Below are 13,439 nucleotides of genomic sequence, written 5' to 3'. Positions count from 1 at the left end.
CTGTCGGAGGGGATCGGCGACACGATCCGGGTTTCGCTGTCGGCGCCTCCGGCGGAGGAGATCAAGGTCGGGATCCAGATCCTGGAGTCGCTGAACCTGCGCCAGCGGCGTCTGGAGATCGTGTCGTGTCCGTCGTGCGGGCGCGCCCAGGTGGATGTGTACAAGCTGGCGGAGGAGGTCACGGCGGGTCTGGAGGGCATGGAGGTCCCGCTGCGGGTCGCGGTGATGGGCTGTGTGGTGAACGGTCCGGGTGAGGCCCGTGAGGCCGATCTCGGTGTGGCCTCGGGTAATGGCAAGGGGCAGATCTTCGTGAAGGGCGAGGTCATCAAGACCGTCCCGGAGTCGAAGATCGTGGAGACGCTGATCGAAGAGGCGATGAAGATCGCCGACGAGCTGGAGAAGGAGGGCATCGCCTCCGGTCCCCCGCGGGTCACCGCGCTGGGCTGACCGACACCACCGTGAGCTGAAAGAGGAACCGAAGGGGGCTCCAGCGTGACGATCTTGGAGAAAATTCGGGGGCCGCACGACCTGCAGGCGCTGGACGGCGCCGAACTCGCCGACCTCTCCCAGGAGATCAGAGAGTTCCTGATCCACGCGGTGGCGCGGACCGGGGGCCATCTCGGGCCCAATCTGGGGGTGGTGGAGCTCTCCATCGCCCTGCACCGGGCCTTCGACTCGCCGGTCGACCGCATCCTGTGGGACACCGGCCACCAGAGCTACGTACACAAACTGCTCACCGGGCGGCAGGACTTCTCGAAGCTGCGCTCCAAGGGCGGTCTCTCCGGCTATCCCTCGCGCGCCGAGTCCGAGCACGACGTCATCGAGAACTCGCACGCCTCGACCGTGCTCGGCTGGGCCGACGGCCTCGCCAAGGCCAACCAGGTACGCGGTCTCTCCGGCCATGTGGCCGCCGTCATCGGCGACGGTGCTCTGACCGGCGGCATGGCCTGGGAGGCGCTGAACAACATCGCCGCCGCCCGGGACCGCCCGCTGATCATCGTCGTCAACGACAACGAGCGCTCGTACGGCCCCACCATCGGCGGCCTCGCCGACCACCTCGCCACGCTGCGCACCACGGACGGCTACGAGCGGTTCCTCTCCTGGGGCAAACAGGTGCTCCAGCAGACGCCCGTGATCGGGCAGCCGCTGTACGAGTCGCTGCACGGCGCCAAGAAGGGGTTCAAGGACGCCTTCGCGCCCCAGGGCATGTTCGAGGACCTGGGCCTCAAGTACGTCGGGCCGATCGACGGGCACGACATCGCGGCCGTCGAGTCGGCGCTGCGCCGCGCCAAACGCTTCCACGGCCCGGTGCTGGTGCACTGCCTCACCGAGAAGGGGCGCGGCTATCAGCCCGCCCTGGACGACGAGGCCGACCGCTTCCACGCCGTCGGGGCGATGGACCCGCTCACCTGCGCACCGCTCACCCCCTCCAGCGGCCCCTCCTGGACCTCGGTGTTCGGCGCCGAGCTGGCCCGGCTCGGCGGGGAGCGGGCGGACATCGTGGCGATCACCGCCGCGATGCTGCACCCGACCGGTCTGACCGAGTTCGCCGAGCGCTTCCCGGATCGGGTGTGGGACGTGGGGATCGCCGAGCAGCACGCGGCGGTCTCGGCGGCCGGGCTGGCCACCGGCGGGCTGCACCCGGTCGTCGCCGTCTACGCCACCTTCCTCAACCGGGCCTTCGACCAGGTCCTGATGGACGTGGCCCTGCACCGGTGCGGCGTGACGTTCGTCCTGGACCGGGCCGGGGTCACCGGAGTCGACGGGGCATCGCACAACGGCATGTGGGACATGTCGATTCTCCAAGTGGTGCCGGGGCTGCGGATCGCCGCGCCGCGCGACGCCGCCCGGCTGCGGGCCGAGCTGCGCGAGGCGGTGGAGGTCGACGACGCGCCGACCGTGCTGCGCTTCCCCAAGGAGTCGGTGGGCCCGGACATCCCGGCGATCGGCCGGGTCGGCGGCATGGACGTGCTGCGCCGCGACGAGGACGCCGATGTACTTCTTGTGGCCGTCGGGGTGCTCGCCCCCGTCTGCCTCCAGGCCGCCGACCTGCTCGCCGGGCGCGGCATCCGGTGCACGGTGGTGGACCCCCGGTGGGTCAAGCCCGTCGACGACCAGCTCGCGCCGTTGGCCGAGCGGCACCGGCTGGTCGCGGTCGCGGAGGACAACAGCCGTACCGGAGGCGTGGGTTGGGCCGTCGGGCAGGCGCTGCGGGACGCCGGGGTCGACACGCCCCTGCGCACCTTCGGCATCCCCGAGCAGTTCCTCGCCCACGCCAAGCGGGGCGAGGTGCTGGCCGACATCGGGCTCACCCCCGTGGAGATCGCGGGACGGATCAGCGCCGCGCTCGCGGCGCGCGACGAGGCTGTGGTGCGTGAGAAGGAGAACGACGGATGACCGAGCCCAAAGGCTTCGACCTGGGCAGACTCCTCGCCGAGCGCGGCGGCGAGCGCTATGAGCTGCACGCCAGATACCTGAACCACCAACTGCCGCGCATGCTGCACACCATCGGCTTCGACAAGGTCTACGAGCGGGCCGAGGGCGCGTACTTCTGGGACGCCGAGGGCCAGGACTACCTGGACATGCTCGCCGGGTTCGGGGTGATGGGCCTGGGCCGCCACCACCCCGTCGTCCGCAAGGCGCTGCACGACGTGCTCGACGCCTCGCTCGCGGACCTCACCCGTTTCGACTGCCAGCCGCTGCCCGGCCTGCTCGCCGAGAAGCTGCTGGCCCACAGCCCGCATCTGGACCGGGTGTTCTTCGGCAACAGCGGCACGGAGGCGGTGGAGACCGCGCTGAAGTTCGCCCGGTACGCGACCGGCAGGCCCAGGGTCCTGTACTGCTCGCACGCCTTCCACGGGCTGACCACCGGCTCGCTCTCGGTCAACGGCGAGTCCGGCTTCCGCGACGGCTTCGCCCCGCTGCTGCCCGACACGGCGGTCCCGCTGGGCGATCTGGCCGCACTGGAGCGGGAGTTGAAGCGCGGGGACGTGGCCGCGCTGATCGTCGAGCCGATCCAGGGCAAGGGCGTGCACGCGGCGCCGCCCGGCTATCTGCTCGCGGCCCAGGAGCTGCTGCACCGGCACAAGGCGCTGCTGATCGCCGACGAGGTGCAGACCGGGCTCGGCCGGACCGGCGACTTCTACGCGTACCAGCACGAGAAGGGCGTCGAGCCGGACCTGGTGTGCGTGGCCAAGGCGCTCTCCGGCGGCTATGTGCCGGTGGGGGCCACCCTCGGCAAGGAGTGGATCTTCAAGAAGGTGTACTCGTCGATGGACCGGGTCCTGGTCCACTCGGCGAGCTTCGGCTCCAACGCCCAGGCGATGGCGGCCGGACTCGCCGTGCTGTCGGTGATGGAGGACGAGGACGTCGTCACCAACGCGCGCGTGACCGGCGACCTGCTCAGATCCCGGCTCGCGGCGCTGGTCGACCGGTACGAGCTGCTGCACGATGTGCGCGGGCGCGGCCTGATGATCGGCATCGAGTTCGGCAGACCCTCCTCGATGCGGCTGCGCGGGCGCTGGACGATGCTCCAGACGGCCCGCAAGGGGCTCTTCGCGCAGATGGTCGTGGTGCCGCTGCTCCACAAGCACCGCATCCTCACCCAGGTCTCCGGAGACCATCTGGAGGTGATCAAGCTGATCCCGCCGCTGACGATCGGCGAACGCGAGGTGGACCGGTTCGTCGACGCGTTCACCGCCGTGATGGAGGACGCGCACGGCGGGGGAAGCCTGATGTGGGACTTCGGGCGGACCCTGGTGAAGCAGGCTGTCGCCAACCGGTAGTCCGCCTGGTGGTGGAATTTGCCTCTGGGGTAAAAAATTTGCCCCAGAGGCAATGTCTTGCCTGAATGGGGTGCATGAGCACTCCCGCCGAAGGCGCCGGGGCCGAGGGGTCGGCCGGTTCCCCGCTGCCCGATGTCGCCCCGCGCCTGCGCGATCTGCGGCGCCGCCGCGGTCTCACCCTGGAGGCCGCCGCCCCGCGCGCCGGTCTCTCGCCCGCTCATCTGTCCCGGCTGGAGACGGGCGCCCGTCAGCCCTCGCTGCCGATGCTGCTGGCGCTCGCCCGTACCTACGGTACGACGGTCTCCGAGCTGCTCGGCGAGATGCCGCCGGAGCGCGAACCCGTCATCCGGGCCGGCCGCGCCGGACCCGCCGAGGCCGACGGCTGGACCTACCACCGGGCCGGCCACTCCGGCCGTGCCATGCAGGCCCTGCGCGTCGAGATCCCGTACGGGACCCAGCGCGAGCTCGTCCGGGTCCACCCCGGCGAGGAGTGGCTGTACGTCCTGGCCGGGCGGCTGCGGCTGAGCCTCGGTGACGCCGTGCACGAGCTCGACCCCGGCGACAGCGCCCACTTCGACTCGCTCACCCCGCACCGGATCTCGGCCGTGTCGCACGGCGGGGCCGAGTTCCTGTTCGTCCACACCCTGCTGCAGAGCCCCGATCCGCATCCGCACCATCCGCACGGCTGAGAGGTACGACATGTCGCAGAACCAGGGATCCGGCGCCGACACCCACGAGACCAAGTTCCCCCGGGGCCTGGTGATCCGGCTCTTCGCCTACTTGATCGCGGGCCACATCTTCGCGGCCTTTCTCTATCTCCTGTTCACCGTCGGCAAGTGAGCGGTCGGCACGTGGGGGCCGCGCCCGCGCCCCTCGCAGGCGCGGGCCCGTGGTCTACGCGGCCTCTGCGACCAGCCGGTCGCGCAGCCGCTCGCGGGTCTCGGGCGTGAGCCCCAGTCCCTCGGCGAGATAGCGCTCGGTGGTGCCCCAGGTCTCCTCGATGGTGTCGAAGGCCGCGTGCAGATAGCTGGCGCGGGCGTCGAAGAGGGGGGTGAGCAGTTCGACGACCTCGGCGCTCAGCCCGTTCGGCGAGTTGTCGCTGCGGTGCATCTTGTAGCGGCGGTGCGGGTCGTTGGACTTCAGGTAGTCCGCCTCGATCGCCTCGCGCTCGACGCCCACCGCGAGCAGCGACACCGCGATCGACAGGCCCGCGCGGTCCTTGCCCGCCGCGCAGTGCATCAGGGCCGGGACGCTGTCCTCGGCCAGCGCGTGCAGCACCCGGCTGTGCTCGGCGGTGCGCTGGCGGATGATCGTCCGGTACGAGGCGGCCATCCGGTCCGCCGCCTTGCCGTCGGACAGGACCGTACGCAGCTGGTTGATGTCGCCGTCGCGGACCATCTTCCAGAACTCGGCCCCGTCGGCCGGGTCGGTCAGCGGAATGTTGACGTTGCGCACACCCGGCAGATCGACGTCCGGGCCTTCGAGACGCTGGTCGGCCGCGTTGCGGAAGTCGAAGATCGTGTGCAGCCCGAGGGCGGAGAGGAAGGCCGCGTCCTGCTCCGTCGCGTGGGCGAGATGGCCGCTGCGGAAGAGCCGGCCGTGCCGCAGCACGCGGCCGTCCACGGTCGGCAGTCCGCCCACATCACGGAAGTTGCGCACCCCCGAGAGCTCGGGTTCGGTCGAGGGGGCCTGCGGAGTCTGCTGGGTCAACGTTGGCTCCTGATGTGGGTGTCGGAAAACGCTCACGGGTGGCGCATTCCGACGATACGACATGGATTCCTGGGGCAATCATCTCGTTCGACCACGGCCGAAGGCGAGCCCCGCGCGACCGTTGCCCTGACGGGCCCCGCGCCCCGATCCTGTTCCTGATGTTCGTGCCTGTTCGTACCTGTGCGGAACTGAGGGGTTGCGATGATCGAGACCGGTGACAACGGACGGCTGTGGCTGCTCTCCGGCCGTACCAGTGGCTATGCGCTGCACCTCACGGACCGCGCGGAACTGCTGCATCTGCACTGGGGACCCCGCCTCACCCTCGCCGACGCCGAAGTCCTGTCCGCCGAGCCCCTGCCGTCCCCCTGGCCCTTCGAGTCACCACTGGATGGCCGGGAGGAGTACACGGTGGAGGGCGGGCCCCGATTCGCGCGCCCCGCGCTCTCGGTACGTACGAGGGAAGTGCGCGGCACCGAGTGGGATTTCGCGGGTGCCGCCGTTGACGGGGACGAGCTGCGGCTGCGCTTCACCGACGCCGTGCACCGGCTCGGGCTGACCCTCCACTACCGGGTGCGCGACGACACCGATGTGATCGAGCGCTGGGCCACCATCGCGCACGAGGGCGCGGCCGGGGACCCGGACCTCGAACTGCTGCGCGCGGACGCCGCCGTGTGGACGCTGCCGCCGCGCGACGGCTGGCGCCTGAGCCAGCTGCACGGCCGCTGGGCCGCCGAGTCCCGGCTGGCGCGCTCCGAGCTCACCCCGGGCGAACGGGTGCTCGGCAGCCGTCGGGGTCACACCGGCCATCAGCATCTGCCCTGGGTCGCCCTGGACGAGGGCGCCGCCACCGAGGAGAGCGGCGAGGTGTACGCGTGCGCGCTCGGCTGGTCCGGATCCTGGCGCATCGCCGTCCAGCACCTCCCGGACGGCCGGGTGCAGATCAACGGCGGCGCCGGGCACGACGACTCCGGACTGCTGCTGCTCGCCCCCGGCGACAGCTGGACCACCCCCGTCTTCGCCGGGCTGTGGAGCCCCGGCGGCTTCGGCGGGGCCAGCCGGGAGTGGCACGCCTGGCAGCTCGCCCGGGTGATCCCCGACGCCGGGCGGACCCGGCCGGTGCTCTTCAACTCCTGGGAGGCCACCGGGTTCGCCATCTCCGAACCCCAGCAGCGGGCGCTTGCCCGGCGCGCGGCCGCGCTGGGCGTGGAGCTGTTCGTCGTCGACGACGGCTGGTTCGGCGCCCGCACCCATGACGCGGCGGGGCTCGGGGACTGGACGCCCCACCCCGAGCGGTTCCCCGGGGGACTGAAGCCCCTGGCCGACGAGGTGCACGCGCTGGGGATGCGGTTCGGGATCTGGGTCGAGCCCGAGATGGTCAACCCGGACAGCGACCTCTACCGGGCCCATCCGGAGTGGGTGCAGCATCAGGCGGGCCGGCGCCGGACCGAGTTCCGCAACCAGCTCGTCCTCAACCTCGCCCGCCCGGACGTCGGCGAACACCTGTGGGAGCAGCTGGACGCCCTCCTGTCGAGCGCGCCGATCGACTATGTGAAGTGGGACTTCAACCGCTGCTTCACCGACGCGGGCTGGCCCGGCGAGGAATATCCGCAGAAGCTCTGGACCGAGCACGTCCGGGCGCTCTACGCCCTGCTGGACCGGCTGCGGGCCGCGCACCCGGACGTCGCCTTCGAGTCCTGCTCGGGCGGCGGCGGCCGCGTCGACCTCGGCATCCTGTCCCGTACGGACCAGGTGTGGACCTCCGACAACACCGACCCGCTGGACCGGCTGGCCATCCAGGACGGCTTCAGCCAGCTGCACCCGGCCCGGGTGATGGCCGCGTGGGTCACCGACAGCCCCAACACCCAGCTGAACGGACGGACGAGCACTCTGCGCTTCCGCTTCGTCAGCGCGATGGCCGGAGTGCTGGGCATCGGCGGCGATCTCACCCGGTGGAGCGAGGCGGAACTGGCCGAGGCGCGCGGCTGGGTGGAGCTCTACAAGGAGATCCGGCCGCTGGTGCAGCTCGGCGCGCAGTACCGGCTGCGGCCCCCGCGCGGCGGGCTCAGCGCGGTCCAGTACGTCCACGGCGACGACACCGTGGTGCTCGCGTACCTCCAGGCCCAGCACCACGGCGAACGGCCGCCGGCGGTGCGCCTGCGCGGCCTCGACCCGGCCGCCGCCTACCGCTGCCTGGACACCGGGGCCGTGCACCGGGGAGCCCTGCTGCTGCACCGGGGCCTGGACACGGGTCTGCGCGGTGATCTGGACGCGGCCGTCCTCCGGCTCCGGCGCGTCCGTCCGCTCCCGGCGCACGCCCCCCGCGCTGGCCGGACCCGGCCATGAACTCCCTGGAGTGATGGGGGAGTTGAGGAACAGCGGCAGTCGTGAGGTGGGGTCCGGCGGTCCGGGCCGGGCCCGGACCGCCCAGGTCGCGCCCGGCCGGGGCGCCTCGGACGGGCCGCCGAGCCGACGCGTATACGACTGTGGAAAGTGGTCCGAATCTGGCATTTCACCCGCGCCCGCCGCCGAGTAGCGTCGCTGCCCCCTGCCGCGGTTGGTGAGGAGGCGGACCCATGTCCGATCCCCGGCAGCACGAGAAGTACGAGCGGTACGAAGGTGGCAGCCAGGAGGCCGAGCGGCTGCTGTTCGCGGAGCTCGCCCGGCGGATCGTCCGCGTCCAGAAGATCAACCAGGACAAGGGCGGGCTGCCGGGACCCGAGCGGACGTTCCACGCCAAGGCGTCGCTCGGCGTCGACAACGCCCGGCTGCGGTTCCACCCCGATCTGCCGCCCGGCCTGCGGGAGGGGTACGCCCGGCCGGGCGCCGAGTACCGGGCGCTGGTCCGGCTCTCGCACGCCTCCGGCATCCCGCGCCCCGACGCCGTGCCCGATCTGCGGGGCATCGCCGTGCGCGTCCTCGTCTCCGACGAGGAGCGGCACGATCTGCTGATGACCAACGCGCCCGTCTCGCACGCCGCGAACGCGCGGGAGTTCGTCGACTTCGCCGAGGTGATGGCGGGTGCCGGGAGTACCGCGGCGATCGCCTGGCGGCTGCTGGTGCGGCTGCCGCGCGTCGTCGGGTGGCCCACCGCCGCGCGGATGCGCCGCACGCTGAATCAGACGCTCGCCCGCAAGGTCGCCAGTCTCGCCGAGGAGCGGTACTGGAGCCGGGCGCCCATCCTGTGGGGCGACGCCGGACCGGTCCGCTACCAGCTGCGCCCCGGCCCCTCCGGGCCGCCCGCCGCGCGCCCCGACCGGGCCACCCGGGCCGACCCCGGCTATCTGCACGCCGAACTCGCCCGGCGGCTGCGGGCCCAGGACGTGGTGTTCGAGCTGTGCCTCCAGCGCTTCGCCGACGAGGGGCGCACACCCGTCGAGGACGCCTCGGTGGAGTGGCCGGAGACCGTGTCGCCGCCGGTGGCGGTCGCCCTGCTCACCATCCCGCGCCAGGACATCGACTCGACGGAGGCCCTGGCCACCGCCCGGCGCGTCGAGACGCTGTCGTTCACCCCCTGGCGTACAACCGAGACATTCCGACCGCTCGGCAACCTCAACCGGTCCCGCGAGGCCGTATACGGGGCGAGCAGCGCCCGGCGGCTCGGCCAGGGGTGAACGGCCCGGCCCCGCCCGGGACTCACCGTGAATCCACCGAGAACGAGAACCCTCCGTATGGAACGCCCGTATGGACCGCCCCGAGGGGGAATCCGATGAGCTCGTACCGCACCTCGCTGCCGTGGCGCCTGGTCACCACCGCCGCCGAGTTCCTGGACAGCAGGATCGGCTGGGACAAGCTCCCGCTGCCGCTGGGCCTGGGCACCCTGCTCGGGCTGCGCGTCCGGCTGCGCCAGGAGAACCTGCACGACACCAGCCAGCTGCCGGCCGCCAACGTGCCGGAGCCGACACCGCCCAAGGACCCGTCCAAGGTCCGGGTCAACCGGACCCCGGACGGCAGCTACAACGACCTCGACCAGCCCCGGATGGGCATGGCCGGGACCCGCTTCGGCCGGAACATCCCGCTCGACGACATCGCGCCCGCGACCCCCGCCGATGTACTGGCCGAGCCGAATCCGCGCAAGGTCAGCCGCGAACTGCTCACCCGCGACACCTTTGTCCCCGCCGAAACCGTCAACTCCCTGGTCGCCGCCTGGCTCCAGTTCATGATCCGCGACTGGTTCAGCCATGGCACCAGCCCCAGCGACCGGCCCTGGACGGTCGACCTGGTCGACGACGACCCATGGCCCGAGCGCCCCATGAAGATCATGCGGACGCCGGACGACCCCACCCGCGACCCGCACGCGCCCGCCGGGACGCCCGACACCCGGGTCAACGTCTTCTCGCACTGGTGGGACGCCTCGCAGATCTACGGGAACAGCGAGGACGAACTGCGCGCTCTGCGCACCGGCGAGAACGGCAAGCTGCACCTGTGGGACGACGAGCGGATGCCGTTCCCCTCCGACCCCTCCAAGGACCCCTCGCGCATCCCGGGCTTCTGGCTCGGACTCGCCCTGATGCACGACCTGTTCACGCGTGAGCACAACGCGATCTGCGACCACCTGCACACCGCGTACCCGGGCTGGGACGACGAGGAGGTCTTCGAGCGGGCCCGGCTGGTCAACGCCGCGCTGATCGCCAAGATCCACACGGTGGAGTGGACCCCGGCGGTCATCAGCCACCCGACCACCGTCACCGCGCTGCGCGCCAACTGGTGGGGCCTGGCGGGGGAGCGGGTGCACGACCTCTTCGGACGGATCAGCAAGTCCGAGGTCATCAGCGGCATCCCGGGCGGCGAGCGGGACCACTACGGCGTTCCGTACGCGCTCACCGAGGAGTTCGTCGCGGTCTACCGGATGCACCCGCTGATCCGCGACGACTGGGAGCTGCGGGCCGCCAACGACAACTCCGTACTGCGCGAGGCCACGTTCCGGGACATCGCGGGCCCCGAGGCGCTGAAGGTGCTCGGCTCGATCCCCACGATCGACCTGCTCTACAGCTTCGGCACGCTCCACCCGGGGCTCGTCACCCTGCACAACTTCCCGAAGTTCCTGCAGGAGTACGAGCGCCCCGACGGCCACCTCCAGGACCTCGCCGCCACCGACATCCTGCGCACCCGCGAACTCGGCGTCCCGCGCTACAACGAATTCCGCCGACTGCTCCGCCTCAAGCCCGCCAAGGAATTCGAGGACCTGACGGACAATCCGGTGTGGGCGAAAGAGATCAAGCGGGTGTACGGGGGAGACATCGAGAAGGTCGACCTGGAGGTCGGCATGTTCGCCGAGAAACTTCCCAAGGGCTTCGCCTTCAGCGACACGGCATTCCGGATCTTCATCCTGATGGCCTCGCGCCGACTGAACAGCGACCGGTTCTTCACCGAGTACTACACCCCCGAGGTGTACTCCAAGGCCGGTCTGGAGTGGATCGACGGCAACAGCATGATCAGCGTGCTGCTGCGCCACTACCCGGAGCTGCGCACCGCGCTCACGGGCAAGAAGAACGCGTTCGCGCCCTGGAACATCGCGGGCCAGGACTGATGGTGGGGCGTACGGGCGCATAGATGCATGGATCGGCTCTTTCGGTCCTTTGGTCCGAATTGGGTGCTATACGGGAAACCCCCTGTTTCCCCGACGGGAATGGGGGGTTGTCCGTGCAGATGTCCGTGAGCAGCGTCACCGTGGTGACGGTCCGTGGCGGTGGGCCGCGCCGGATCCCCCTGCCGCCGGGGCCTGTTGGGATTCCCGGTCGACGCAGGGTGACCGCAATTACCCGATGAATTCCCGGCCGGGAAATCCGATAACGAATTGCCACTTGTCGTGGCCCGCCGGGCTCGTTTACGGTCACCGCAATCCGAGTGGACCGCCGAATCCTGCCACCGCTCGGAATCCGCACCCATCCACGTGTGGCAGGAGCGGGGGACCCAGGTAGACGCCGTCCGGAATTCCGGCACGGCTTGGGGTGAAGCCGACGCACCGCATCGTGGTGCCCGGCCGGGCAGCTCCAGCCCGAACCCGACAGCTCACCTCGCAGGCGCCGGAGAGGAATCCGCCATGCCCGCGAAGGGTAAGCACCGCCGCCCCAAGTCCAGCCCGATATCCCGGGGCATGGTCGCCGCCGGCACCGGCGGCGCCGCGCTCGCCATCCCGCTGCTCGGCGCCACCGGCGCGCACGCGGCGGTGAAGAACGCGGCTGTGGCCGTCGCGCCGCAGCAGGCCGTCCGCGCCGCGTCCGCGTTCGCCGCCGCCCCGGCCGTCGCGCCGCAGGCCGCGCCCACGACGTACCAGGTCAAGTCCGGCGACTGCCTCTCGAAGATCGCCGAGGACCACCGGCTCGACGGCTGGCACAAGCTGTATCAGGACAACCGCTCGGTGGTCGGTGACGACCCCGCGCTGATCCGGCCCGGGATGAAGCTGACCATCGGGGCGAAGTCCCATGCCACGGCCTCGCACACGTCGACCACGGCCTCGCACACGTCGACCGCGACCTCTCACGCGTCCGATCGGGCCCCGGCCGCCACCACCGCTTCCGCCACCACCTCCTCGGCCGCCAAGGCGAGCCAGGGCTCCGCCTCCGGCTTCCGCGCCCCGCTGGACAGCGTGAGCATCGGCACCCCGTACCGCATGGCCGGATCGATGTGGGCCAGCGGCTACCACACCGGCGTCGACTTCGAGGCGCAGACCGGCACCACGGTGAAGGCCGTCGGCGCGGGCACGGTCGTCACGGCCGGGTGGGGCGGCGCGTACGGCAACCAGGTCGTCATCCGGCACGCCGACGGCATGTACTCCCAGTACGCCCACCTCTCGCAGCTCTCCGTCTCGGCCGGGCAGACCGTGACCGAGGGCCAGCAGATCGGCCTCTCCGGCGCGACCGGCAACGTCACCGGTCCGCATCTGCACTTCGAGATCCGGACGACCCCGGACTACGGCTCGGACGTCGACCCGCTCGCGTATCTGCGCCAGCAGGGCGCAAGTCTCTGACGGTCCGTGGTGCGGATCGGCGCGGCCCGGTACACGCATGCGTGTACCGGGCCGCGCCGTGCGTGGCGTATTCCCGATGGGGGCCAACTGACCGGGTGGTCTATATCACCCCCCGTCAACCCCTCCTTACGGTCGCGTAGGTCACATCCGTAAGGGAAAGATATGGTCCCGTGGCAGACGATTCGAGATCATTCAACAGCGGTACGTTCGGGTCGTACACGGCGATCGGCGACAGCTTCACGGAAGGCGTCGGCGATCCCGGCCCGGACGGGGCGTTCGTCGGCTGGGCGGACAGGTTCGCCGTGCTACTGGCTGATCAGCGACCGGAGGGGGCCTTTCGCTATGCCAATCTCGCGGTCCGGGGCAGGCTTCTCGACCAGATCGTCGAGGAGCAGGTGCCGCGGGCCAAGGAGCTCGCGCCCGACCTGGTGACCTTTTGCGCGGGCGGGAACGACATCATCCGGCCGGGCACCGACCCGGACGACGTCGCCGAGCGCTTCGAGCGCGCGGTGGCCGACTTGAAGAGCGCGATCCCGACGGTCATGGTGACCACCGGGTTCGACACGCGCGGGGTGCCGGTCTTCAAGCATCTGCGGGGCAAGGTCGCCACGTACACCGCGCACGTACGGTCCATCGCGGACCGCTACGACTGTCCGGTACTGGACCTGTGGTCGCTCAAGTCGGTGCAGGACCGGCGGGCGTGGGACGAGGACCGGCTGCATCTGTCGCCCGAGGGGCACACCCGGGTCGCGCTGCGCGCCGCCCAGGTGCTCGGCCTCGCGGTGCCGGCCGACCCCGACCAGGCGTGGCCCCCGCTGCCGCCGCGCGGCACCCTTGAGGAGCGGCGCGACGACATCCACTGGGCCCGCGAGCACCTGGCGCCGTGGATCGGGCGACGGCTGCGGGGCGAGAGCTCGGGCGACCATGTGGAGCCCAAGCGCCCGGACCTGCTGCCGCTCTGACGGCTCGTCACGGGC

At 71.2% G+C, this 13,439-nt stretch carries 11 protein-coding genes and 1 riboswitch; of the genes, 10 read left to right on the top strand and 1 reads right to left on the bottom strand.

Annotated elements, in window-relative coordinates:
* The 5 genes from ACGFRG_RS23150 to ACGFRG_RS23130 form a co-directional block, all read left to right on the top strand.
* Window positions 1-447: flavodoxin-dependent (E)-4-hydroxy-3-methylbut-2-enyl-diphosphate synthase (locus tag ACGFRG_RS23150; RefSeq protein WP_393266633.1), on the top strand; the 447-nt coding region annotated here is incomplete at its 5' end.
* 45 nt (window positions 448-492) lie between these two features.
* Complete coding sequence (dxs, locus tag ACGFRG_RS23145) at window positions 493-2,397, top strand: 1-deoxy-D-xylulose-5-phosphate synthase (RefSeq protein ID WP_361419090.1); 1,905 nt, start codon at window positions 493-495, stop codon at window positions 2,395-2,397.
* On the top strand, window positions 2,394-3,785 hold the full coding sequence (locus ACGFRG_RS23140; RefSeq protein WP_393266629.1) for an aspartate aminotransferase family protein: 1,392 nt from the start codon (window positions 2,394-2,396) through the stop codon (window positions 3,783-3,785). The genes dxs and ACGFRG_RS23140 overlap by 4 nt, the downstream gene beginning before the upstream one ends.
* Before the next feature lie 74 nt (window positions 3,786-3,859).
* Window positions 3,860-4,474 carry a helix-turn-helix domain-containing protein gene (locus ACGFRG_RS23135; protein WP_361419084.1) on the top strand — a complete coding sequence of 205 codons (615 nt, stop codon included), beginning with the start codon at window positions 3,860-3,862 and terminating at the stop codon, window positions 4,472-4,474.
* Window positions 4,475-4,484: 10 nt separating this feature from the next.
* Window positions 4,485-4,625 (top strand): DUF6126 family protein, encoded by a 141-nt coding sequence (locus tag ACGFRG_RS23130; RefSeq protein WP_188278643.1) that lies wholly within the window; start codon window positions 4,485-4,487, stop codon window positions 4,623-4,625.
* A gap of 54 nt (window positions 4,626-4,679) precedes the next feature.
* Here the strand turns inward: ACGFRG_RS23130 and ACGFRG_RS23125 are convergent, their stop codons facing one another.
* Complete coding sequence (locus ACGFRG_RS23125; RefSeq protein WP_361419081.1) at window positions 4,680-5,495, bottom strand: tyrosine-protein phosphatase; 816 nt, start codon at window positions 5,493-5,495, stop codon at window positions 4,680-4,682.
* Between the two features lie 201 nt (window positions 5,496-5,696).
* Between ACGFRG_RS23125 and ACGFRG_RS23120 the strand changes: the two genes are divergently transcribed.
* The 5 genes from ACGFRG_RS23120 to ACGFRG_RS23100 all read left to right on the top strand — a co-directional run bounded on the left by ACGFRG_RS23120 (window position 5,697) and on the right by ACGFRG_RS23100 (window position 13,424).
* Window positions 5,697-7,838: an alpha-galactosidase gene (locus tag ACGFRG_RS23120; protein WP_393266625.1), complete on the top strand. Its 2,142-nt coding sequence runs from the start codon at window positions 5,697-5,699 to the stop codon at window positions 7,836-7,838.
* Between the two features lie 230 nt (window positions 7,839-8,068).
* Window positions 8,069-9,106, top strand: coding sequence for a hypothetical protein (locus ACGFRG_RS23115; RefSeq protein WP_361419074.1), 1,038 nt, complete (start codon window positions 8,069-8,071; stop codon window positions 9,104-9,106).
* A 95-nt stretch (window positions 9,107-9,201) separates the two neighbouring features.
* A complete protein-coding gene (locus ACGFRG_RS23110; protein ID WP_361419071.1) occupies window positions 9,202-11,022 on the top strand; it encodes a peroxidase family protein in 1,821 nt (606 codons plus the stop codon).
* 313 nt (window positions 11,023-11,335) lie between these two features.
* A riboswitch (cyclic di-AMP (ydaO/yuaA leader) is annotated at window positions 11,336-11,531 on the top strand.
* Between the two features lie 4 nt (window positions 11,532-11,535).
* Complete coding sequence (locus tag ACGFRG_RS23105; protein WP_393266622.1) at window positions 11,536-12,462, top strand: peptidoglycan DD-metalloendopeptidase family protein; 927 nt, start codon at window positions 11,536-11,538, stop codon at window positions 12,460-12,462.
* Window positions 12,463-12,632: 170 nt separating this feature from the next.
* Entirely contained in the window at window positions 12,633-13,424 is a 792-nt protein-coding gene (locus tag ACGFRG_RS23100; RefSeq protein ID WP_361419065.1) for an SGNH/GDSL hydrolase family protein, read from the top strand.
* The last annotated feature ends 15 nt before the right edge of the window (window positions 13,425-13,439 follow it).

It is taken from the genome of Streptomyces sp. NPDC048696 (assembly GCF_043198895.1).
GTDB lineage: Bacteria > Actinomycetota > Actinomycetes > Streptomycetales > Streptomycetaceae > Streptomyces.
Note: the sequence above shows the minus strand (reverse complement) of the source record. Positions and strands in the feature narration are given on the sequence as shown.

Bases quoted from the DNA above. Each gene is read 5' to 3' on its own strand.
- ACGFRG_RS23140 (WP_393266629.1), top strand. From the start codon at position 2,394: ATGACCGAGCCCAAAGGCTTCGACCTGGGCAGACTCCTCGCCGAGCGC.
- ACGFRG_RS23130 (WP_188278643.1), top strand. From the start codon at position 4,485: ATGTCGCAGAACCAGGGATCCGGCGCCGACACCCACGAGACCAAGTTC.
- ACGFRG_RS23105 (WP_393266622.1), top strand. From the start codon at position 11,536: ATGCCCGCGAAGGGTAAGCACCGCCGCCCCAAGTCCAGCCCGATATCC.
- ACGFRG_RS23110 (WP_361419071.1), top strand. From the start codon at position 9,202: ATGAGCTCGTACCGCACCTCGCTGCCGTGGCGCCTGGTCACCACCGCC.
- ACGFRG_RS23115 (WP_361419074.1), top strand. From the start codon at position 8,069: ATGTCCGATCCCCGGCAGCACGAGAAGTACGAGCGGTACGAAGGTGGC.
- ACGFRG_RS23120 (WP_393266625.1), top strand. From the start codon at position 5,697: ATGATCGAGACCGGTGACAACGGACGGCTGTGGCTGCTCTCCGGCCGT.
- ACGFRG_RS23135 (WP_361419084.1), top strand. From the start codon at position 3,860: ATGAGCACTCCCGCCGAAGGCGCCGGGGCCGAGGGGTCGGCCGGTTCC.